Origin of the sequence: Sphingopyxis sp., from assembly GCF_035565275.1 — a bacterium.
Classification (GTDB): domain Bacteria; phylum Pseudomonadota; class Alphaproteobacteria; order Sphingomonadales; family Sphingomonadaceae; genus Sphingopyxis.
On sequence record NZ_DATMST010000062.1, the window covers coordinates 1 to 22,299 of the forward strand.

General features: G+C 64.9%; 24 protein-coding genes and 1 pseudogene. 14 read left to right on the forward strand and 11 right to left on the reverse strand.

What is annotated here, in order from left to right; all coding sequences use genetic code 11:
- The coding region (locus VN047_RS04390) for a DNA-processing protein DprA (RefSeq protein WP_325540404.1) at positions 1-351 on the reverse strand (351 nt) is incomplete at its 3' end.
- Positions 348-950 (reverse strand): glycerol-3-phosphate 1-O-acyltransferase PlsY, encoded by a 603-nt coding sequence (gene plsY / locus VN047_RS04395; protein WP_325540406.1) that lies wholly within the window; start codon positions 948-950, stop codon positions 348-350. The genes plsY and VN047_RS04390, both read right to left, overlap by 4 nt.
- 122 nt (positions 951-1,072) lie before the next feature.
- On the opposite strand from plsY, the gene murI reads away from it, so the two are divergent.
- Positions 1,073-1,879: a glutamate racemase gene (gene murI / locus VN047_RS04400; protein WP_325540408.1), complete on the forward strand. Its 807-nt coding sequence runs from the start codon at positions 1,073-1,075 to the stop codon at positions 1,877-1,879.
- A gap of 7 nt (positions 1,880-1,886) precedes the next feature.
- Here murI and VN047_RS04405 read toward each other — a convergent pair whose 3' ends face one another.
- Entirely contained in the window at positions 1,887-2,402 is a 516-nt protein-coding gene (locus tag VN047_RS04405) for a hypothetical protein (RefSeq protein ID WP_325540410.1), read from the reverse strand.
- 237 nt (positions 2,403-2,639) lie between these two features.
- Between VN047_RS04405 and hemA the strand changes: the two genes are divergently transcribed.
- From hemA to VN047_RS04420, 3 genes are all read left to right on the forward strand, one after another.
- A complete protein-coding gene (hemA, locus tag VN047_RS04410) occupies positions 2,640-3,860 on the forward strand; it encodes a 5-aminolevulinate synthase (RefSeq protein ID WP_325540413.1) in 1,221 nt (406 codons plus the stop codon).
- On the forward strand, positions 3,857-4,546 hold the full coding sequence (locus VN047_RS04415) for a nitroreductase family protein (protein ID WP_325540415.1): 690 nt from the start codon (positions 3,857-3,859) through the stop codon (positions 4,544-4,546). The genes hemA and VN047_RS04415 overlap by 4 nt, the downstream gene beginning before the upstream one ends.
- 63 nt (positions 4,547-4,609) lie before the next feature.
- Positions 4,610-5,860, forward strand: a complete 1,251-nt coding sequence (locus tag VN047_RS04420; RefSeq protein WP_325540417.1) for a YceI family protein — start codon at positions 4,610-4,612, stop codon at positions 5,858-5,860.
- Between the two features lie 9 nt (positions 5,861-5,869).
- Here VN047_RS04420 and VN047_RS04425 read toward each other — a convergent pair whose 3' ends face one another.
- The 5 genes from VN047_RS04425 to VN047_RS04445 form a co-directional block, all read right to left on the reverse strand.
- Positions 5,870-6,463 (reverse strand): GNAT family N-acetyltransferase, encoded by a 594-nt coding sequence (locus tag VN047_RS04425; RefSeq protein WP_325540419.1) that lies wholly within the window; start codon positions 6,461-6,463, stop codon positions 5,870-5,872.
- A gap of 48 nt (positions 6,464-6,511) precedes the next feature.
- Complete coding sequence (locus tag VN047_RS04430) at positions 6,512-7,171, reverse strand: class I SAM-dependent methyltransferase (RefSeq protein ID WP_325540421.1); 660 nt, start codon at positions 7,169-7,171, stop codon at positions 6,512-6,514.
- Positions 7,172-7,174: 3 nt separating this feature from the next.
- Positions 7,175-8,392: a DUF3419 family protein gene (locus tag VN047_RS04435; RefSeq protein ID WP_325540424.1), complete on the reverse strand. Its 1,218-nt coding sequence runs from the start codon at positions 8,390-8,392 to the stop codon at positions 7,175-7,177.
- A gap of 121 nt (positions 8,393-8,513) precedes the next feature.
- On the reverse strand, positions 8,514-8,957 hold the full coding sequence (locus VN047_RS04440; RefSeq protein ID WP_325540427.1) for a hypothetical protein: 444 nt from the start codon (positions 8,955-8,957) through the stop codon (positions 8,514-8,516).
- A gap of 49 nt (positions 8,958-9,006) precedes the next feature.
- Entirely contained in the window at positions 9,007-9,996 is a 990-nt protein-coding gene (locus VN047_RS04445) for a threonine ammonia-lyase (protein WP_325540429.1), read from the reverse strand.
- A 63-nt stretch (positions 9,997-10,059) separates the two neighbouring features.
- Between VN047_RS04445 and VN047_RS04450 the strand changes: the two genes are divergently transcribed.
- The 4 genes from VN047_RS04450 (at position 10,060) to VN047_RS04465 (ending at position 14,005) form a co-directional block, all read left to right on the forward strand.
- Positions 10,060-11,268, forward strand: coding sequence for a saccharopine dehydrogenase family protein (locus VN047_RS04450; protein ID WP_325540431.1), 1,209 nt, complete (start codon positions 10,060-10,062; stop codon positions 11,266-11,268).
- A 99-nt stretch (positions 11,269-11,367) separates the two neighbouring features.
- Complete coding sequence (locus VN047_RS04455) at positions 11,368-12,450, forward strand: alpha/beta hydrolase (protein ID WP_325540433.1); 1,083 nt, start codon at positions 11,368-11,370, stop codon at positions 12,448-12,450.
- A 13-nt stretch (positions 12,451-12,463) separates the two neighbouring features.
- On the forward strand, positions 12,464-12,814 hold the full coding sequence (locus tag VN047_RS04460; RefSeq protein ID WP_179496390.1) for a DMT family protein: 351 nt from the start codon (positions 12,464-12,466) through the stop codon (positions 12,812-12,814).
- Positions 12,815-12,832: 18 nt separating this feature from the next.
- Positions 12,833-14,005, forward strand: coding sequence for a carboxynorspermidine decarboxylase (locus tag VN047_RS04465; RefSeq protein WP_325540438.1), 1,173 nt, complete (start codon positions 12,833-12,835; stop codon positions 14,003-14,005).
- On the opposite strand, the gene VN047_RS04470 is transcribed toward VN047_RS04465, so the two are convergent.
- Positions 13,986-15,644 carry an FAD-dependent oxidoreductase gene (locus tag VN047_RS04470; RefSeq protein WP_325540440.1) on the reverse strand — a complete coding sequence of 553 codons (1,659 nt, stop codon included), beginning with the start codon at positions 15,642-15,644 and terminating at the stop codon, positions 13,986-13,988. The genes VN047_RS04465 and VN047_RS04470 overlap by 20 nt on opposite strands.
- Before the next feature lie 255 nt (positions 15,645-15,899).
- On the opposite strand from VN047_RS04470, the gene VN047_RS04475 reads away from it, so the two are divergent.
- On the forward strand, positions 15,900-17,093 hold the full coding sequence (locus VN047_RS04475) for a type III PLP-dependent enzyme (protein ID WP_325540442.1): 1,194 nt from the start codon (positions 15,900-15,902) through the stop codon (positions 17,091-17,093).
- Between the two features lie 46 nt (positions 17,094-17,139).
- Here VN047_RS04475 and VN047_RS04480 read toward each other — a convergent pair whose 3' ends face one another.
- Positions 17,140-18,030 (reverse strand): PhzF family phenazine biosynthesis protein, encoded by an 891-nt coding sequence (locus tag VN047_RS04480; protein WP_325540444.1) that lies wholly within the window; start codon positions 18,028-18,030, stop codon positions 17,140-17,142.
- 66 nt (positions 18,031-18,096) lie between these two features.
- Here VN047_RS04480 and VN047_RS04485 point away from each other — a divergent pair, with 66 nt between their 5' ends.
- The 5 genes from VN047_RS04485 to VN047_RS04505 all read left to right on the forward strand — a co-directional run bounded on the left by VN047_RS04485 (position 18,097) and on the right by VN047_RS04505 (position 21,959).
- Positions 18,097-18,396 (forward strand): metalloregulator ArsR/SmtB family transcription factor, encoded by a 300-nt coding sequence (locus VN047_RS04485; protein ID WP_325540446.1) that lies wholly within the window; start codon positions 18,097-18,099, stop codon positions 18,394-18,396.
- 65 nt (positions 18,397-18,461) lie between these two features.
- The gene (locus VN047_RS04490) at positions 18,462-19,784 is read left to right on the forward strand and encodes an MFS transporter (RefSeq protein ID WP_325540448.1); all 1,323 of its coding nucleotides are present in this window, start codon (positions 18,462-18,464) and stop codon (positions 19,782-19,784) included.
- A gap of 85 nt (positions 19,785-19,869) precedes the next feature.
- Complete coding sequence (locus VN047_RS04495; RefSeq protein ID WP_325540450.1) at positions 19,870-21,015, forward strand: CoA transferase; 1,146 nt, start codon at positions 19,870-19,872, stop codon at positions 21,013-21,015.
- A gap of 65 nt (positions 21,016-21,080) precedes the next feature.
- Complete coding sequence (locus tag VN047_RS04500) at positions 21,081-21,512, forward strand: MAPEG family protein (RefSeq protein WP_325540452.1); 432 nt, start codon at positions 21,081-21,083, stop codon at positions 21,510-21,512.
- 12 nt (positions 21,513-21,524) lie between these two features.
- Complete coding sequence (locus VN047_RS04505) at positions 21,525-21,959, forward strand: MAPEG family protein (RefSeq protein ID WP_325540454.1); 435 nt, start codon at positions 21,525-21,527, stop codon at positions 21,957-21,959.
- Between the two features lie 36 nt (positions 21,960-21,995).
- Here the strand turns inward: VN047_RS04505 and VN047_RS04510 are convergent.
- Positions 21,996-22,299: pseudogene (locus tag VN047_RS04510) on the reverse strand (class I SAM-dependent RNA methyltransferase); the annotation flags it as partial.

Below are 22,299 nucleotides of genomic sequence, written 5' to 3' on the forward strand. Positions count from 1 at the left end.
GTTGCGCGCGCCGACGATCGCGACGCACGGACGGCGCAGCATGGCAGTGTCGCCGCGTACGACGACCACCGGCGGTGCGCCCTCGACCTCGCGCAGCATCGGCGAATACTCGTTCTCGTCACTGAACACATGCCGCGCGCCCAGTGCGGCCGCGCGATCCAGCTCGCGCTCGGCGATGTCGGTGGGGGCGATGCGGGCTTTTCCCGCGCCGCCGCGCAGCACCAGGTCGGGCAGCGCATCGAGCGCCGCTTCACCCGATCCGAAGCGCAACATCAGCTGGTGCCAACTGACCGGTCCGACGTGCGGCGTACGGATCAGTCGCAGCCGCGCCAGCCGTTCGGCGTGGGTCACGCCGTTTCTTTCTTTCCGCCGATGCGCGGTTCGGTTCCCGCCCGCAACCGGGCGATATTCTCGCGGTGCCGCCACAGCACGATCATCGCGAGCGCCGCGAGGCCGATCGCATAAACCGTATGGCCGAAGGCCAGCGCCGCGAGGGGCGCCGAGATCGCGCCGAGCATCCCGCCGAGGGAGGAGATGCGCAGCAGCAGCACCGTGCCGAGCCATACCACAGCGAAGACCAATCCGATCGGCCAAGCGAGCGCGAGCGCCAGCCCAAGCAAGGTCGCAACGCCCTTCCCGCCCCGGAATTTCAGCCACACGGGATAGCAATGACCGATCATCGCCGCCGCCCCCGCGATCATCGCGGCGTGGTCGCCGAGCTCGGATACGAAATGCCGTGCGAGCAGCACCGCCACCGCGCCCTTCGCACCGTCGAGGATCAGCGTCGCTGCGGCGAGTTCCTTGCGCCCGGTGCGCAGCACATTGGTGGCGCCGATGTTGCCCGACCCGATCTGGCGGAGATCGCCCGCGCCGAACAGGCGGGTCAGGATGACGCCGAAGGGAATCGAGCCGAGGAGATAGCCGCCGGCGATCAGCAAAAATATCGTCATGGCACTCCCCGCTCCGTTCGGGGCCAGTGTGGCGATGTTCGGGGAAGCAATCAACGGATTCGGACGCGATGGGCACCAAAATGGATTTGATAGCCCTTGCCCCGGCCTGCTAGGCGGCATCCATGCACGCCCCGCCCCCCGACGCCCCCATCCTCTTCTTCGACAGCGGCCTAGGCGGCCTCACGGTCCTGGGGCCGACGCGCGCACTGCTGCCGACCGCGCCGATCGTCTATGCCGCCGATTATGCGGGACTGCCCTATGGCAGAAAGAGCAACGAGGAGCTGGCGGCGCGCGTTCCCGCGTTGCTGGGCCGCCTTGTCGAACGATATCAGCCGCGCCTCGCGGTGATCGCGTGCAACACGGCGTCGACGATCGCGCTTTCCCACGTCCGCGCCGCACTCGACCTGCCAATCGTCGGCACCGTTCCCGCGATCAAGCCCGCCGCCGAGATCACCCGCAGCGGCGTCATCGGCGTGCTCGGCACCGAAGCGACGGTACGCCAGCCCTATGTCGACGATCTGAGTGCGCGTTTCGCGGACGGAAAGACCGTGCTCCGCCAAGGCAGTCCGGAGCTCGTTACCGCCGCGGAGGCGAAGCTGCACGGGGAAGCGGTCGATCCCGCGGTCGTCGCGCGCGCGATCGCGGGCCTTCGCGACCAGCCCGGCGGCGACGCAATGGACGTGGTCGTCCTCGCCTGCACCCATTTCCCGCTGCTGCAAGACGAACTGCAGGCCGCCATCGGCCCGGACATCCGGCTGATCGATGGCGCCGCAGGAATCGCCCGGCGTATCGCTCATTTGACCGCGGGCCAGCGCTGGCCCGCCGAGGTATCACCGGGCGTCGCGGTCTTCACGCGCAGCGAGGACCACGCACCGCCGCCCCTCGCCGCGCTCGCGCCTTACGGCATCGGCCGCATCGAAACGATCTAGCGGACGCCTATTCGGAACCGCGCGCGCACGCGGCCAGCCAGGCGCGCTCGCCGGGTTCGGGTCCCTCGGCGCCCAGCTCGCGCACGCGGGGCACTCCCGTCTTCCCCGCGCAGCTGGCAGCGTCGTCACCCGACGCGCCGAGCAATTTCCCGTTGCACAGGAACAGCTTTTCGTCCGACGCTCCCCAGCCTACCTTTTCAGCGCCTTCGGGCGCACGGCCCGCGCAATAGGTGTCGGTCTCCGACCCCGGATCCCCGCAGATTTTCTCGATATGCGCGACGTTTGCTTTCACCGTTCCGACGAACCGCTGTTCATAATAGGCATTGGTTGCGAAATAGCGCTGGACGCCGCACACGCGGTCGCCGCGCTGCGCCAGCACCGTATAATCGCAGATTTCGGCACCCTGATATGTCTCGCAAGACATCCATGCGCCCTCGAACGGCGCGGGCGCCGCCGCGGGAGCCGGGATCGATACAGACACCCCCGCGGTGATCGACAGAATGGCAGTCATGGCAAGACGCATATCGATATTTCCTTTCGTTCGGGTCCGGTTCGCAGCTTAGCCGCCTTGCGTCAACGCAGCGGTGCTGTCGATCACAGGAAACGACCGGCCGCGGCTAAGATAGGACAATTTGCCCAATAGCTGCGAATCGTTCGCACTGGCCTTCCGCCGCATTCGGCGTTATTGGCCCGCCTGTTAATAGCCGCCGGGGGAGCGGCGCCGAGGCTTTGAACTGGCACCTGACTGCGGGGCTGATACGTGAACTACAACGATATTTTCGCACGCGCCATCGACCGGCTGCACGAAGAAGGACGCTACCGCGTCTTCATCGATATCCTGCGGAACAAGGGCGCTTTTCCGAACGCGCGCTGCTTTGCCGGCCATAATGGACCGAAGCCGATCACCGTCTGGTGTTCGAACGACTATCTCGCCATGGGCCAGCACCCCAAGGTCATCGCCGCGATGGAAGAGGCGCTGCACGACGTCGGCGCCGGATCGGGCGGCACGCGCAACATCGGCGGCAACACGCACTATCACGTCGACCTCGAGCATGAACTCGCCGACCTGCACGGCAAGGAAGGCGCGCTGCTCTTCACCTCGGGCTATATCTCGAACGAAGCGACGCTCGGCACGCTCGGCAAGCTGCTCCCGAACTGCATCATCTATTCGGACGAGCTCAACCACGCCTCGATGATCGCGGGCATCCGCAATTCCGGCTGCGAAAAGCGCGTGTGGCGCCACAACGACCTCGAGCATCTCGAGGAACTGCTCGCTGCCGACGACCCCGACGCGGCCAAGCTGATCGCGTTCGAAAGCGTCTATTCGATGGACGGCGACGTCGCCCCGATCCACGCGATCTGCGACCTGGCTGATAAATATAACGCGCTCACCTATTGCGACGAAGTCCATGCCGTCGGCATGTACGGCCCGCGCGGCGGCGGCATCAGCGATCGCGACGAAGCCGCGAGCCGCATCACGATCATCGAAGGCACGCTGGGCAAGGCGTTCGGCGTGATGGGCGGCTATATCGCCGCCGACAAGAATATTGTCGATGTGATCCGCTCTTACGCGCCGGGCTTCATCTTCACCACCAGCCTGTCGCCGGTGCTCGTCGCGGGCGTGCTTGCCAGCGTGCGCCACCTCAAGGCATCGAGCGTCGAGCGTGACGCGCAGCAGGAAGCCGCCGCTTACCTCAAGCAGTGCTTCCGCGATGCCGGCCTGCCGGTGATGGATTCGACCACCCACATCGTCCCGCTGATGGTCGGCGACCCCGTGCGCGCCAAGAAGATCAGCGATATATTGCTCGCCGAATATGGCGTTTACGTTCAGCCGATCAATTTCCCGACCGTGCCGCGCGGCACCGAACGCCTGCGCTTCACCCCCGGTCCGGCGCATGACGAGGCGATGATGCGCGAGCTGACCGAAGCGCTCGTCGAAATCTGGGACCGGCTCGAACTGCAGCTTCAGAAGGCCGCGTGAACGGTACGCCCGGTTACGATGATGTTGTCGTCGGACGCCGCTCGATCCGCGGCTTCCTCGACAAACCCGTACCCAAGGCGCTGATCGCCGAAATCCTCGACGTCGCGATGCGCGCGCCCTCGTCGTTCAACAACCAGTGCTGGAATTTCTCGGTCGTCACCGGCGCACCGCTCGCGGCAATCCGCCAGGGCAACACCGACGGCATCCTCGCGGGCAAGCCCGACAGCCGCGAATTTCGCCGCTTCGACGGCATCGCCGACGACCATCGCAGCCGCCAGATCGAGATCGCCAAGCAATTGTTCGGCGCGATGGGCATCGCCCGCGACGACAAGGATGCGCGGCAGGACTGGGTGCTGCGCGGTTTCCGTCAGTTCGACGCGCCGGTCAGCATCGTCGTCACCTATGACCGCGTCCTTCTCGGCAGCGACATCGCGCCGTTCGACTGCGGCGCGGTCACCAACGCGCTGGTCAACGCCGCCTGGTCGCGCGGGCTCGGCTGCGTGATCAACAGTCAGGGCATCATGCAAAGCCCCGTCGTCCGCGAACATGCGCGCATCCCCGACGATCAGGTCATCATGATCTGCGTCGCAATGGGCTGGCCCGACGCGGACTTTCCGGCAAATGCGGTAGTGTCGAACCGCAAGAGCGTGGCCGAGGCAACACGCTTTATCGGCTTCGACGACTGACACGGTGCCCGATGATCCGATAAGGTGGCCGCGAATCGGCGCACCGGATCGACAAGGATTATCATGCCCACACAGCGTTATAGCTACACCGCCATCACGCTCCACTGGCTGATCGCCCTGCTTCTCGCGTTCCAGATCGCGCTCGGTTGGGCGCTCGAAGGGAACAACACACCCGAACTGTTCGCGCGCTATCAGCTTCACAAGTCGATCGGCATCACGATCCTGCTGCTCAGTCTCGCCCGGCTGGCGGTGCGCCTGTGGGCTCCCCGTCCGCCCGCATCCGAAGGCCCGGCATGGACGCGCGCGCTCGCGGGCACCGTTCACTGGCTTTTCTACCTCGTGATGATACTTGGCCCCGTCACGGGCTGGCTGCTCGTTTCGACCGCAAGGGTTCAGGTCCCCACCCTGCTCTACGGCATCCTCCCCTGGCCGCACTTGCCCGTCGGCCATGGCTGGCACGAGCCGGCCGAGAGCATCCACGGCGCCATGGCGTGGCTCGCGATCGGGCTGTTCCTGCTCCATATCGCGGGGGCGCTCCGCCATCAGTGGCTGCTCGGCAAGCCCGAGCTGCAGCGGATGATCCCTTTCGCGCGCGGCAAGGCCGCGGGCGCGGCGATCGGCGCACTGGCGCTCGTTCTTGCAGCATTTGCCGCCGGCAATATGGCTTATCCCGACAAGGGTCGGTCCGCCGCGGAAAAGCCCGCCCCCCGGCTGGCCGCCACCTCGACGCCACCGGCGACTCCGGTCGCATTGGAAGAGAAAGCTACCGAGACCGACGAGGCCGAGGCCGGGCCAGACGAAACCAGCCAGCCGCTCGCCGACTGGACGGTCGCTTCCGGCGGGCGGCTCGGCTTCACCGCGCGCTGGAACGACGAGGCGGTCGACGGCCGCTTCAGCCGCTGGCGCGCCGCGATCCGCTTCAGCCCCGACGAGCTCGCCAAATCGGACATTCGCGTGACCGTCGATCTTGCTTCGGCCGACACCGGCGACGGGCAGCGCGACGATTCGCTGAAAAGCAGCGATTTCTTCGACACCAGCGCGCATCCGAACGCGACCTTCACCGCGCGCGACGTCCGCCATCTTGGCGGCGATCGTTACGAGGCGCGCGGCTCGCTCGACCTGCGCGGAGTCAGCAAGCCCGCGACCTTGCGCTTCACGCTGCGCATCGACGGCGACAAGGCGCGGGTTGCCGGCACGGCGCGCATCGACCGCACCGCGTTCGGGGTCGGCCAGGGCGAATGGGCAGCGACCGACGCGATCGCCGCCGGGGTCGACATCGACTTTTCCTTCAGCGCAATGCGGCCGGCGTCCTGATCATGCCATTCACCGCGCCGCGCGCGTCATCCCCCAGAAATGCGGCCCGCCGCCCGGCACGTCCCATTCGATTTGGGTAACGAAACCCAGTCGCTCGTACAGCGGCACATTCTCCGCCGTTGCGGTCTCCAGCCAGCACGGCAGGCCTTCGACATCGGCGACTTCGGTTTGTGCGCGAATGATCCGCCCGCCATGGCCCTTGCCCTGATACCCGGGCCGCACGCCGACATAGTGGAGATACCAGAAACGGCCCTTGGGCCGATGCGCGTCAATGCCGGCCTGCACCTTCAATCCGCGCGGCAGCGCGCCACCGAACGTCGCGACGAGCGGAATGACCGTGCGCAGGAACTCGATCCCGCCACTATGCGCCCGACCCGGCGCGCGCCAGAGCGCCGCCGCTTCGTCCTCCGTAGAACGAAGCGCGACGCCGACGCGCGCATCGGCCGGCGCCAGCACCCGGAACAGGCCGCGCAGCGCGCGGGAACGATGGTCGGGATCGGGCACGATCCACGACAGCGCGGGGTCGGTCTGGAACGCCTGCGCCAGCGTTTCGATGACGTGCGGCAGGTCGGCTGGCTTGGCCGGCAGGATCATATCGGTCATCGGGCCTCCGCCTCGGAGAGGAGCAGAAGCCGCGACGGCTTGCAAGCGTCAGCGAGGCCGCTTGTCGAGCCGCAGCGACCAGGCGTAGCCGCGATAGAGGCGCGTCGCGGACAGCCGTCCCCCGGCGTCATTCGCGACCTCGCGCGCGGCTTCGATCAGCAGCGCCCGCGGCGCGACGTGAAAGCGGGCCAGCCAGCCGAACAGCGCCGCGCGAAACCATGGCGGCATCCCTTCCTGCTGGCCGAAATCGACGATGTGCAGCGCGCCCTGCGCCGACAGATGGCGCACCGCCTCGCGCATTGCGCCTTGCCAGTCGGGGATCATCGACAGGGTATAGCTTTGAAAGATGCGATCGAAGCTCTCGGCACGGAACAGCGCATTCGGGTCGAAACCCGTCGCGTCTCCCTGCGCCACCCGCACCCTTCTTTCCAGCCCGGCACGGGCGATCGATGCGCGCGCGGTCTTCAGCATCTCTTCCGAGATGTCGATGCCGTAAAAGCGCGCGCCGGGCCAGCACCGCGCGGCTGCGATCAGGTTGCGCCCGGTTCCGCAACCGACTTCCAGCACCTTCCCGCCGACCGGCGGCGCGAGCTCGTCGATCAGCCGGTCGCGCCCGAGCAGGTAATATTTGCGCGTCAGGTCATAGATATGACGCTGGCCGCGATAAACGCCGTCCATCAGCGCGGCATGCCCCTCCCCCGTGCGCATGCCTCAATCCTTCAGGACATAAAGGTGGACCCCGCCGTAAATCGCCGAACGATCGCGACGGGTGTAGTCGAGCGAGGCCTCCCGGCGATAATCCCAGCGACCCAGCAGTTCAGCGGGCAGGCGTCCGGGGAGCAGGCTCGGTTCGGCGGCAGTGCGGAACAGGACGCGCGCGCCGGCGCGCGCGGTACGCGTCACTTCGCGCCACAGCGCGGTCAACTGCGCATCGCTCATCCAGTCCTGTGCGTCGAGGAAGACATAGCGATCGAAACTGGCGGTATCGGCGGCGGCAAGCATGTCGGTCATGTTCGCGTGCAGCATCGTCACCCGCCCGGCGCGCTCCTTCACCGCGTGGTAGTTCGGCGCGAGAAGATAGGGCGGCAACGGGACCGCCGCACCCTTGCCATAACCGCGCCCGAACGCCTGCCATGCGAAATAATTGTCTTCGAGCGGAAAGTCGCACGCGAGTTTTTCGAGCCGCCCGCGCAGCACGTCGGCCATCGGCCGGCCGCCGGCCAGCGCGTCATATTGCGCCGGCGGAATGCCGAGCCCGAACAGCGACGAGCGCTGGTCGGTGATCCAGCGGATGAATTTGCGGTCGAAGAAGGGCGCGAACTTCGCCTCGAAGATCACGCGCTGCTCTGCGACCGTCTTCGCTTCGAGGAACTGCCTGGGATCGATGCGGTGCATCCGCGCGACGAGATGCGCGAGTCCGATGAAACTGCCGAGCAGCCCGCGCTTGTAGAGCCCGTGCGCGAAACCGCCGATGCGGCGGCGCCCGGCCAAGTCGCGGCCTTCCCAGTAGCGCCGGCTCGTCTCGTCGAGATGCGGAGCGACGAAGGCATGATAATCGGCGATGTTCAGATTGTCGTCGGCATCGGCAAAGAAGCGTCGAAGGCTGTCATGATCCGGCAATCGCTGGATCGCGACCCGCTTCAGATTGTTGAGCGCGACATGCGCGGTGTTGAGGTCAACCGCGACGATCTCTGCCGGGTCGGCGACCAGGTAGGAAAAGACGTTGCAGCCGCCGCTCGCGATCGTCGCGATCCGGTTGCCCGGGGCGATCGCCAGCGCTTCCATGTCGACGACCGGGTCTTCCCATATCTGGGCGTAGACGAGCCCCTTGAACGCCAGCGCAAAAGCGCGGTCGAGCAGGCGTTGTTTCTGTTCGCCATTCTCGCGAACGACGGCGGCGGCGATCTTGCGATTGGATTGGCTGGCCATGCGAATGGGTTTCCCGGATTAGGTTGATCCGGGCCGCCCATGACAGGCTTTCGTGCGATTCCCGTGCCGGTTCGATGACAATCCGGCGACACGGCGAAAAAAGCCGCGCCGCCGGATCGGGTCAATCGCGACAGTAGCCTTCGCCTTCCTTGACGATCAGGCATTCCTTCTTGCCGGCCAGATATTTAAGGCCGGTTTCGTCGCCGTTGCCGCGGCGCAGGCTCAGCTCTTCGTTACCACGCTTGAATTTGATGCCATGTTCGCTGTCGTTGCCGTCATAGGTCCCCTTGGTGTCGAGGTCGGACTGCATTTCCAGCTTGTATTTTCCGGGCTCGGCGGTGGTGATCGTGACATACATGCCCTCGACCCCCGTCCATTTCCCCGCCCAGCTGGCAAAGCGATGCGGTGCGGTGGCCGGGTCTTCGGCGGCGGGTGTTTCGGTCGGGACGGTCTCGACCGGCACCTCGGTCGTCGTCGTATCGGCGGGCGCGGGTGCCTCGGCCTTTTCGCAGCCGGTCAGCAGCACCAGTGCCACGGCGCCGGCAAAAAATACGCTCTTCTGCATCTTGCTTCTCCTTCCCCGTCCAAACGCATGCGCAAGGATAAGTTTCCGCTTATCCCGCCAGTATCTCCGCATAACGCTTCGGGTCGACATTACCGCCCGACAGGGTGACGAGCGTCGCGTCCCCCGGCTCGACCTTGCCCGCCAGCACCGCCGCGAGCGCCGCCGCCCCGCCCGGCTCGACGACGAGGTGCAGTTTTTCAAACGCGATGCGCATCGCATGGCGAACTTCCTCGCGCGTCACCGCGACGCCGCGCACGCCGCGCGCCTGCAGCACCGCGAAGTTGATCGGCCATGTCTCGGGGGTCTGGAGCGCGTCGCACTCGGTCGGATAGGCCATGTCCTTTACCGACAGGATTTCGCCCGCAGCAAGGCTCCGCGTCACATCGTCCCAGCCCTCTGGCTCGACCGCGACGATTTCGGCGTCGGGGCACGCAAGCGCAAGCCCCGCTGACAGCCCGCCGCCACCGCAACACGCAACCACCTTGTCGGGACCGGCGATCCCTCGCGCGTTCATCTGTGCGCGCGCCTCGATCCCGGCGCTCCCCTGTCCTTCGATGATCCACGGATCGCCATAAGCGTGGACGAGCATGCCGCCGCGCTCTTCGAGCAGTTTCGCCGCAACGGCATCGCGCGATTCGGTCACGCGGTCGTAGAGCACGACCTCGGCGCCCAGCGCGCGCGTCGCCGCGAGCTTCATCGCCGGCGCATTGCTCGGCATCACGATCGCGGCGGCGATGCCCAGCCGCTTTGCCGCCCACGCGACGCCCTGCGCATGATTGCCGCTCGACACGCCGACCACCCCCGCCGCCGCCTGTTCGGGCGTGAGGTCGGTCAGCCGGTGCCAGGCGCCGCGGATCTTGAACGCCCCGACGGGCTGCAGGCATTCAGCCTTGCACCAGATCGTTTTGCCGTCGACCTCCAGCGGCAAGAGCGGCGTTTGCGGAAGCAATGCAGCGACTTTCGCCGCGGCGCGTTCGACACCCGCCAGCGTCGGTGCGCGGTTGGGATCGAGCAAGGGATCGGGGCTTTGTTCTGTCATGGCTTCGTCCTATAGGGCCGGCCATACAAGACAAGGCGGCAAAGGCCGCGACAGGAGATTTTGATGAGCAAGGTTCTGGTGATCGGCGCCGGCGGCGTGGGTTCGGTCGCGGTGCACAAGATGGCGATGAATCCCGACATCTTCCCCGACATTACGCTGGCAAGCCGCCGCAAGTTCAAGTGCGACGCGATCGCCGAATCGGTGAAGACCCGCACCGGCGTCACGATCAAGACTGCCGAGGTCGACGCCGACCATATCGACGCGACCGCGGCGCTGATCCGCTCGATCGGCGCGACGCATGTCGTCAACCTCGCGCTTCCCTATCAGGATCTCACGATCATGGAGGCGTGCCTGTCGACCGGCGCACATTATATGGACACCGCCAATTACGAACCGCGCGACGAAGCGAAGTTCGAATATCACTGGCAGTGGGCGTATCAGGACCGCTTCAGGGATGCCGGACTGATGGCGCTGCTCGGCTCGGGCTTCGACCCCGGCGTCACCAGCGTCTTCACGACCTGGCTCAAGAAGCATCATTTCGACCGGATTGACACGCTCGACATTCTCGATTGCAACGGCGGCGACCATGGCCAGCATTTCGCGACCAACTTCAACCCCGAGATCAATATCCGCGAAGTGACCGCGGTCGCGCGCCATTGGGAAAATGGCGACTGGGTCGAAACCCCGCCGATGTCGGTGAAGCAAAAGTTCGACTTCGAAGCGGTGGGCGAAAAGACGATGTACCTCATGTATCATGAGGAAATCGAAAGCCTGAAAACGCATTTGCCCGAGATCAAGCGCATCCGCTTCTGGATGACCTTCGGCGAGGCGTATCTCACGCACCTCACCGTGCTGCAGAATGTCGGCATGACGCGGATTGATCCCGTCATCTACGAAGGCCGCGAGATCGTTCCACTCCAGTTCCTGAAGGCCGTGCTGCCCGAACCGTCGAGCCTCGGCGAGACGACCAAGGGCAAGACCAACATCGGCGTCATCGCGACCGGTCTGGCCAAGGACGGGACGGAAAAGACGCTCTATCTCTATAACATCTGCGATCATGAAGAGGCATTCGCCGAAACGGGCAATCAGGCGGTCAGCTACACGACCGGCGTGCCCGCGATGATCGGCGCCGCGATGATGGTCACCGGCACGTGGAGCGGTGACGGGGTGTTCAACATGGAGCAGATGGATCCCGATCCCTTCATGGACATGCTGAACAAACACGGCCTGCCCTGGCAGGTGAAGGAACTGGACGGTCCGCTGGATTTCTGACCGGTTTTACATCTTTCGTCATTTCCGTGAACGCGGGAACCCGGTAGCCACGACGGAACTGGATTCCCGCTTTTGCGGGAATGACGAAAGGGTTCCCGAATGAAATTGCGAATTGCGGCGCTCGCCTTGCTTGCTGCTTTCGCCGCACCTGCAGCGGCTCAAACCGATGACGCCTACGCACCGGCGCGCGCGATCGTTGCCGATATCGGCAAGATCGTCACGCCGAACGGCGTGCAGGAAACGTTCGAAGTTACACTCGGCGGCGCGCGGCAAGTCGTGAACGTCCGAGGCTCGGACCGCGACAACCCGATCCTTATCTTCGTCCACGGCGGACCCGGCGCGGTAGAAATGCCCTTCGCCTGGGCGTTCCAGCGGCCGTGGGAAGATGTCTTCACCGTCGTCCAGTACGACCAGCGTGGCGCGGGACGCAGCTATCCGTTGAACGACCCCGCGACGCTGGCGCCTACGATGACCCCCGAACGCTATCGCGACGATGCCATCGAGCTGATCGAACTGCTCAAAAAGCGCTATGGAAAGCGCAAGGTCGTGTTGATGGGACACAGCTGGGGCTCGATCGTCGGGCTGTCGGTCGCGGTGAAGCGTCCCGACCTGCTTTATGCCTATGTCGGCGTCGGACAGGGCATCGATTTTCGCGAAGGCGAAAAGGCTGGCATGGCGTGGACGAGAGCCAAAGCGCTCGCCGCCGGCAACGCCGGGGCCGTGGCTGCGATTGATGCGCTTGCCCCTTATCCGCAGGGCGAATTCACCATCGCCAAGGCCGACGGATGGCGGAAATATGCGATCCCCTACGGGTCGCTCATCTACAACAAGCCCGATCTCAAATATTATTTCCAGACACCGCGCCTTTCCCCGGAATACACCGAGGCCGACCGGCAGGCATGGGGCAAGGGCAGCGAATTTTCGGTGACGACGCTCTGGCCGCGCCTCGCCGACGTCAGTTTCACCCCCGTTCGCAAGATGGACGTCCCGGTCGTCTTCCTGCTCGGGCGGCATGATTATACCGTCCCTTCGCCGGTGGCTGCCCGGTGGTTCGGACAGGTCAAGGCACCCTCGAAGAAGCTCGTCTGGCTCGAACATTCGGCGCATATGCCGATGGTCGAAGAGCCGGGGCATTTCTTTGCCGCACTGCTCACCGATGTGCTGCCGCTGACGAAAGACTAGGATAAACCCTGACATGACCGCTTATCTGGCGCCGATCGGGCTGCTGTTCGTCTCGAATATCTTCATGACCTTCGCATGGTACGGGCAACTCGGTGCGGTGTCGCGGCCGGTGTGGCTTGCGGTGCTGATCGCCTGGGGTATCGCCTTTTTCGAATATTGCCTCGTCATCCCCGCAAACCGCATCGGTTACGGCGTCTACAGCGCGGCTGAACTCAAGACCTTGCAAGAAGTGATCACGCTGATCATATTCGCCGGGTTCGCGGTCTTCTGGCTCGGTGAGAAGCTGACGGTGAACCATCTCGTCGGCTTCGGTCTGATCGCGGCGGGGGCGTTTTTCATCTTCAAGGGACCGATAGCGGTCTGAAAGAAAGCAAATAGCGACATGGAAACCCGTGCCGGCGATCCCGGAGCCTTTGCCCGCTTCGACCTGACCCGCGTCCCCTCGCCCGCCTTCGTTGTCGATGCCGCGAAGGTGCGCGCGAACCTCGCGCTGCTGCGCCATATCGGCGACCAGTCGGGCGCACGCGTGCTCGCTGCGCTCAAGGCGTTTTCGATGTGGTCGCTGGGGCCGGTGGTTGCCGAATATCTCGACGGCGTCTGCGCCTCGGGCCTTTACGAAGCCAGACTCGGGCGCGGCGAATATGGCGGCGAAGTCGCGACCTATTGCGCGGGCTACAAGGAAGCCGACCTGCCCGAGATCGCGGCACTCTCCGACCATCTGATATTCAACTCGCCGGGGCAGATCACGCGCTTTCGCCCGCTGCTCGACAAATTGCGGGCGAAGGGCGAAAGCTTCGATATCGGCCTGCGCATCAACCCGATGCACAGCGAGGGCGAGGTCGCGAAATACGACCCCGCGGCGCCGTGCAGCCGCCTCGGCTTCCCGGTCAGCCAGTTGTTGCCCGAACATATGGAGGGCGTGGACGGCGTGCATATGCACAGCCTGTGCGAGCAGGATTTCCCGCCGCTCCAGCGCACATGGAACGCGGTACAGCCGATGCTGCGCCCGTTCTTCAACCAGCTCAAGTGGATCAACTTCGGCGGCGGCCACCATGTCACCCGCGCCGACTATCAGGTCGACGACCTGATCGCTTTCCTGAAGCAGGTGCGCGCGGCAACCGACTGCGACGTGATGATCGAACCCGGCGAGGCGATCGCGCTCGACGCGGGCATCCTCGTCGGCGAAGTCCTCGACCTGTTCGACAATGGCATGCCGATCGGCATCACCGACATTTCGGCGACCTGCCACATGCCCGACGTGATCGAGGCGCCCTACCGTCCCGCGATGCTCGACGAGGGCAGCGAAGGCATGCCGATGCGGCTCGGCGGCCCGTCGTGCCTCGCAGGCGACGTGATCGGCGACTATCGCCTGCCCGGCGGCGCGCGCATCGGTCAGCGCTTCGCCTTCCTCGACCAGGCGCATTATTCGATGGTCAAGACGAACACCTTCAACGGCGTGCCCCTACCTTCGATCTGGCTGTGGGACAGCGAGAGCGACGCGCTGAAACTGATCCGCGAGTTCGGTTACGAGGATTTCAAGACGCGGCTGGGGTGAGTTCCGCCAGCGCCTGATGGATGTCGCTCACCACGACCGACCCCTCGCCGACCGACGAAGCGACGCGCTTGACCGATCCCTTGCGCACGTCGCCGACCGCATAGATACGCGGCCAGCTCGTCTCGAAGCGGCTCGGCATGCGGTCGAGCGACCAGCCCGCCTTGACCAGTTCGAGCGGCGCGATGTCGGCGCCCGTTTTCACGAAACCGCGATCGTCGCATACCATTTCCTTGGGCAGCCAGGTCGTGTTCGGGCTGGCGCCAAGAAAGAGGAACAGGAAACCGCAATCGCAATGATCCTCTGCGCCGGTCTCGCGGCACCGATAGGTCAGGCCGGCAAGCCGGTCCTCGCCGTGCAGCGCGATGACGTCGGTCGACGGAATGATCTCGATGTTCGGATGTTCTTCCAGCCGCTTGACCAGATATTCGGACATCGTCTCGCGCAGGCTCGACCGCCGGAAAATGACGTAAACCTTCTTTGCGACGCTCGCGAGATAGATCGCGCCCTGCCCCGCCGAATTGCCTGATCCGACGATCGTCACCTCGGCATCGCTGCACAGCTGCGCCTCCATCGGTGTCGCGCCATAATAGATGCCGCGACCTTCATAGGCCTCGATACCCTCGATCGGCAGGCTCTGGTATTTCGCACCGCTCGCGACGACGACCGCGCGGCTGCGCAGCTTCCGCCCGTCGGCGAGATGCAGGCAATAGGCGTCACCGTCGCGGTTGATCGATGCCGCCCGTACCGGCGAAACCAGCCGCGCGCCGAATTTCTGCGCCTGCACCGTTGCCCGGCGTGCCAGCTCGTTCCCCGAAATGCCGGTCGGGAAGCCGAGGTAATTCTCGATCTTCGACGAGGTCCCCGCCTGTCCGCCGGGCGCGAGCGAATCGAGCGCGATGACCGTCAGCCCTTCGGACGCGGCATAGACTGCCGCCGCCAGCCCGCCCGGGCCGCTGCCCACGATGAGGACATCGGCGGTCGCACCGTCGGGAAGCAGGTCGAGCCCCAGCCCCGCGGCAAGCTGTTCGGGCGTCGGCTGGATCAGCACGTCCGCGGCGCCGAGAATCGCCACCGGCAGCTGGTCCGCGGTCAGCCCGCGCTCGGCGAGCAGGTGCGCGGCGACGGGTCCGTCGGCAGGGTCGAACCAGCGATGCGCCACACCATGCTTCATCAGCAGGTCGCGCAGCGCATAGACGCTGCGGTCCATCGCCGCACCGATCACGATCGTTACCGCAAAGCCGCGATGCTTGCTGAACTCGCGCCGCGCCGACAGCACGCGGATGAAAATGTCCGAATAGTGGCTGTTGCCCGCGATCAGCCGCTGGAAATCGGCATGCGCGATGCGCAATATGTCGCCGTCGGCGCCCATTTCCACCCGCGACAGATGCCGCTGGCCCGTGAGCACCGACAGATCGCCTGCAAACTGCCCGTGCTCCATCCAGCCGACGCGCTTGCGCCCCTCGTCGGTCGACGCGAAAATATCGGTATGCCCCGACAGGGTGACGATGCAATCGGGCGCCATCGCGCCCTCTTCGACCAGCAGATCGCCCGCCCTGTGCGACTCGATTGTGCCGAACGCCGCCAGCTCTTCGAGTTCCGCGTCGGAGAAATTGTGATTTACGTCGGCGCGCGACACCATGGCGAGGAGGTCCTTTTCGGATTTGGCGATCCGCCATCCCTAGCGGGGTGACGGGGCTTTGTCTCGCATTCGCGCGGTTTGGCGCACACCGGCCCCGGTTCGGCTCCACTATTACCGCACTGTTACAAAATTACGCGATAGGGTCTTTACAGGGGGGACCCCCCTGCATATATCGCCCTCCGCTGCCCCAGGGGGACTTCCAATAACCGCAAGGCAGCCTTGGATGTTTAACGTTATTTTTGGGGGTCCCTTGAGTTGCACCAGCATCATAGCGCCCACGGGCTGATTCAGGCACTTTCGCCGGTCGAACCTGTCACGCTTGTCCGCCCGCACGCCGCGCGGCGCGCAGCGCGTTTCTTCATCGAGCGATTTCCCGGCACGACCATGTATGCGGTCAAGGCGAATCCGTCGCCCGATCTGCTGCGCGTGCTGTGGGATTCGGGCGTCACCCATTATGACGTCGCCTCGATCGCCGAGGTACGCCTCGTCTCGCGAACCCTTCCCGAAGCGACGCTCTGCTTCATGCATCCGGTGAAGGCCGAGGAAGCGATTTCCGAAGCCTATTGGAAGCATGGCGTGCGTACCTTCTCGCTCGACACGATGGACGAACTCGAAAAGATCGTCCGTGCGACCGAGGGCGCGCAGGATCTGAACCTGCTCGTGCGCCTCCGCGTCTCGTCCGATCATTCGAAGCTCAGCCTTGCCGCCAAGTTCGGCGCCGAGGCCGACGAAGTGGTCGAGTTGCTGATGGCGACCCGTCAGGCCGCCGACGCGCTCGGTATCTGCTTCCACGTCGGCAGTCAGGCAATGACGCCGCATGCCTATGCGCAGGCGATGGAGCGCGTCCGTGCCGCGATCGTCGCGGCGTCGGTCACGGTCGACATCATCGATGTCGGCGGAGGCTTCCCCTCGTCCTACCCGGGCATGGAGCCGCCGCCGCTCGACGCCTATTTCGACACGATCCATCGCAGCTTCGAAAGCCTGCCTATCAGCTATTCGGCCGAGCTCTGGTGCGAACCCGGCCGCGCGCTGTCGGCCGAGTACAGCTCGCTGATCGTGCGCGTCGAAAAGCGCCGCGGCGAGGAACTGTACATCAACGATGGCGCTTATGGCGCGCTGTTCGACGCCGCGCATGTCGGCTGGCGCTTTCCGGTCTCGTTGCAACGCGACGCCGACAGCGAAGCCGAGATGGTGCCGTTCAGCTTCTATGGCCCGACCTGCGACGATCTCGACCATATGGCAGGACCCTTCTTCCTGCCCGCCGATATCAAGGCCGGCGATTTCATCGAAATCGGCATGCTCGGTGCCTATGGCTGCGCGATGCGCACCAAGTTCAACGGTTTCGGTGCCGACGAGACCCATGTCGTCAGCGACGAACCGATGATCAGCCTCTACACGGGCGAAGTCGAGCAGGAACGCCGCAGCGCGACGGTAACCAAGCTGTTCTGAATACCGGGGGCCGGCCTGCGCCGGCTCCTCTTCAGATAGGGATGGTTCAGCGGCAGTCGATCTCGCCCCGCATCACCGGAACGCATGTCCCGCGCAGCGTGGCGCAAATGCCGTCGGGTGTCCGGCGCGCGGTGACGTCAAGCAGGCTCGGCCGCCCCATTTCGACGCCTTGGTGGATTTCGAACCGCGCTTCGTCGCTCGCGGACTCGAACGACAGGAGCAGGCAGGCGAGCGGTGCATTCGCGCTGCCCGTCGCCGGATCTTCCCACGTTCCCGCAAGCGGTGCGAACATGCGCGCGCGCAGTGTACGTCCCTGCCTGCTATAGACATGGACCGACAGCCGCGTACCGAACTGCGGGCGCGCCGCCAGCGCGTCGCGGAATGCCGCCAGATCGGGATCGCAGCGGGACAGCGCCGCCTCTTCCACCTCGGCGATGACGTAAGGGTTGCCGACCGATGCGACGATCGGTGGATGTGTCGTTACGACAATATCGCCGGGCGCGAGTCGCAACATGCCGGCGACCACTTCGGGCGCAACGGTCTCGCCGAGGCTGAGCGGCTGCGGCGCGGCGACCGTGGCGCCGACCGGATCGCCCCCGGCATTCCGCACTACCTCGATCTCGACAATCCCGGCGGGAACTTCGAATGTCGCGGTCGTCAGGCCAGGATCGGCAGCGGCAAGGACGAACGCCGTTCCGACCATGGGATGGCCGGCGAACGCCATTTCCTCGGTGCGGTTGAAGATGCGCACGCGCGCCGTGTGCCGCGTATCGACGGGCGGCAGGACGAAGGTTGTCTCGCTCAGGTTGAACTCTGCCGCCACCGCCTGCATCACGGCGTCGGACAGGCTTTCGCCGCCGGTTACAACGGCCAGCGGATTTCCGCCGAACCGGGTTCGGGTAAACACGTCGACGGTGGAAAAGGGCAGCAGGGACATGGCGGGACTCCGTTCGATTGGCGCCTCCGCGTTGACATATAGTTCGTTAATTGGCAAATTAACAATATGACCGATGCCGACCTGTTCCGCGCGCTGGGCAACGAACGCCGCCTCCAGATCCTGGCCTGGCTGAAAGACCCCGCCGCGCATTTTCCGCCGCAGAGGGATGGCGACCTGATCGACGACGGCGTCTGCGGCCAGTCGATCGCCGAAAAGCTCGGTATCAATGCATCGACGCTCAGCGAGCATATGCGCGTCCTGCAGCGCAGCGATCTGGTGACCGCGAAGCGCGTCAGGCAATGGACGTTCTACCGCCGCAACCATGCGCGCCTGCGCAGCCTCGCGGCGCTTACGGGAGCGATCTAGACCGCTGGAGGGTCGCGCAAATTTGGAATGGCCAGATCGAAAGGCGCTGCTAGATTGCCGCGCCCATGCAGTCCTTCCATCATCTTCTTGCCAATAATCTGATCGCCAACATCACCAATTTCACGGTGTGGTTCGCGCTGACCTTCTGGACGTTTCTCGAAACGCAGTCGGTGTTCGCGACAGGGATGATCGCGGGCATCTATCTGGTACTGACGGCGATGCTGGGCATCTGGTTTGGCAGCCTCGTCGATCATCATGGCAAGCGCAACATGATGCTGGTCTCGAGCATCGCCTCGCTGATCCTCTATATCGTCGCGCTCGGCGGCTATTTGCTCGATCCCGCTATCCGCGGCGCCGAGGTGCGAAGCGTCGCGCTCTGGCTCTTCATCCTCGTCTCGATGTTCGCCGTGATCGTCGGCAATATCCGGATGATCGCGCTCCCGACGCTCGTAACGCTGCTGGTGCCCGAGGACCGCCGCGACAAGGCGAACGGCCTTGTCGGGATGGTCAGCGGAATAGGCTTCCTCACGACGTCGGCGATCAGCGGTTTCCTCGTCGCGTGGGGCGGGATGGTCGCAACGCTGGCCTTCGCTATCGCCCTTTCCATCGCAGCCATCGTCCACCTGCTCTTCGTCCATGTCGACGAGCCGCGTGATACCGGGGCGCATGACGCCGCGCCGCGTATCGACCTCGCCGGGACCTTTCGCGTCGTGCTCGGCATTCCGGGCCTGTTCGCGCTGATCCTGTTCGCCTCGTTCAACAACCTGCTCGGCGGGGTCTTCATGGCGCTGATGGACGCCTATGGCCTGTCGCTGATGAAGGTCGAGCAATGGGGGCTGCTGTGGGCGGTGACGTCGAGCGCCTTCATCCTCAGCGGCGCGCTGATCGCGCGCACCGGCCTTGGTGCGAACCCGGTGCGCACCCTGCTTCTCGTCAACCTCGTCACCTGGTCCATTGCGGCGGTGTTCACCGTCCAGTCGTCGATCATCCTGCTTGCGATCGGCTGCTTCATCTGGATGTTCCTCGGCCCTTATGCCGAGGCGGCCGAGCAGACGACGCTGCAAAAGGTCGTGCCGTTCGAGCGGCAGGGGCGCGTCTTCGGTTTCGCCCAGTCGGTCGAACAGTCGGCCTCGCCCCTTACCGCCTTCCTCATCGCACCGTTGACGCAGTTCGTCTTCGTGCCGTTCATGACCGATGGCGCGGGCGCCGACGCGATCGGCGACTGGTACGGCCGCGGACCCGAACGCGGCATGGCGCTGGTTTTCACCATCGCCGGCCTGCTCGGGGTCGCGCTGACGCTCGTCGCGTTCGGATCGCGATCCTATCGCCGTATTTCGGCCGCCTATGCCGCCGGGACCGGCCGCGCCGAGCCGTCGCCCGCCGAATAGTTCCGGCCCACCGATCCCCTCTTCCGTTTCACTTCGAAATCATTCTATCCTCTCCCCCAGGAAACAGAGAGGGAGTGGCGCCGCCTTGCTATCCGGCATTCGTATCGTCGATCTGACGACTGTCATCTTCGGCCCCTATGCGACGCAGATGCTCGCCGATCTGGGCGCCGAGGTCATCAAGGTCGAGACGCCGGGGATCGGCGATGTGTCGCGCTACCTCGGCAATGGCGTTCCCGACCCGACGATGGGATCGATCCACCTCACCGTGAATCGCGGAAAACGATCGATCGCGCTCGATCTCAAAAATCCGGAGGATTCCGCAACACTGCGCGACCTGCTTGCCACCGCCGACGTCTTTTTCCACAACGTCCGCGGCAAGGCGATCGCGCGGCTTGGCTTCGACTATGAAGGATGTCGCGCGATCAAGCCCGACATTATCTATGTCCATGGCACCGGCTTCGGACAGGACGGCCCCTACGCCGACCTGCAGGCGTATGACGACGTCATCCAGGCGGCTAGCGGGACGACCAGCCTGCTGCCGCGCGTCGATGGCGATCCGCGCCCGCGCTATTTCCCGTCATTGATCGCCGACAAGGTCGCGGGCCAGTTCGGCGCGCAGGCGATCCTCGCCGCGCTCGTCCACAAGTTCAGAACCGGCGACGGGCAAGAGGTTCAGGTGCCGATGTTCGAATGCTTCACCTCGTTCATGCTCGTCGAGCATCTGCGCGACGACGCGCTCGACCCGCCGATCGGACCCGCGGGTTATCCGCGCCAACTCGATCCGACACGCCAGCCCTTCCCGACCCGCGACGGCTATCTGGCGATCGTCCCCTACACGCCCGAATCGACCGCACGGCTGATGCATCTGCTCGGCAGCGACGGGCTAACCGAAACCCCCGGGTTCGAGGCCGCCAAGGCAAAGGGGCAGCACATGCCGCTCGTCTACAGCGAAATCGCCCGCAAGACGCCAGCGAAGACGACAGCCGAATGGCTCGCGCTGTTCGCCGCACATGATATTCCCGCGATGGCCGTCCGCGATCTTCAGGATATCAGGGACGATCCGCATCTGTCGGCCACAGGTTTTTTCCGCCATCGCACGCATCCCGATGTCGGCGCCTTCCACGAAATGCAGCCGCCGGTGAAATATGGCGCCATGCCACCCCGCGACCTCGGTTTCGCGCCGCGGGTCGATGGCGACGGCGATGCGATCCGGGGGGAACTGCGGCGCTGAACTTCGCCGGTTGCAATGTCGGGGGCGCACCCTAGCATCGCCTCAGGATAAAAGGGGGAAGCCAAATGTCTGAAAGCCTGCTTGCGCCCGGCGCGGTGCTCGTCCTGTGGACGCTGGTGATGCTGGTCTGGGCCGGAGTTACCCGTTTCAAGGCCTTTTCCAAGGTCGGTATCGACCTGAAGGCCGCGCCGCCCGGCGGACGCGGTGCCGATCTGGAAGGCGTGCTGCCGCCGCTCACCAACTGGAAATCGCATAATTATACGCATCTGTGCGAACAGCCGACGATCTTTTACGCCGTCATCATCTTCCTGCACCTGTCGGGCGGCAGCACCGATCTGACGCGCGGGCTTGCCTGGACCTATGTCGTACTGCGCATCGTCCACAGCCTTTGGCAGTCGACGGTCAATCGCATCCCGGTGCGTTTCATGATCTTTTCGGTGGCGACGCTGTGCCTGTTCGCGCTGTCGCTGCTCGCGGTGATCGCTACTTTGGGTTGAGGGGGAAAGAAGATGGATACAAACGCAATATTGGGACCCGTTGCGACGCTCGCGCTCTGGTCGATGGTGATGTGGGTCTGGATGTACGCGACGCGCATCCCTGCGATGCAGCGCGCAAAGATCGATGCCAAGAATCTGGTTGGCACCACCGGACGCGGGCTTGACGACGTGCTGCCTGCCGAAGTGCAGTGGAAGGCACATAACTACAACCATCTGATGGAACAGCCCACGGTGTTCTACGCCGTCGCGCTCGCGCTCGCGGTCGGCGGCATGGGCGGCGGCCTCAACGCGCAGCTCGCCTGGGCTTATGTCGGCTTGCGCATCGTCCACAGCCTCGTTCAGGTGACGGTCAACCGGGTGCTCTGGCGCTTCGGCATCTTCGCGCTGGCAAGCCTTGCGCTGCTCGCGCTGTGCATCCACGCCTTCATGGGTTTCGTGCTGCATTGAGACAGGCGATCGCCACCGCGAAGGCGGGGTCGACGATTATCTCGAAAACCTGCTCGCCAGCTCCACATGGGTCGACCAGCGGAACTGGCCGACGGGCTGCACCCAGTCGAGCGTATAGCCGCCTTCGATCAGCATCTTCGCATCGCGCGCGAAGCTTGCGGGGTTGCAACTGACATAGGCAATGACCGGCGCATTTGACGCCGCGAGCTGTTTCACCTGCTCCTCGGCTCCCGCGCGCGGCGGGTCGAGGATGATCGCACCGAAGCGATCGAGCTCGGCGGGCACCAGCGGGCGCCGGAACAGGTCGCGGTGTTCGGCCGCGACGAGCGCGCGGGCACGG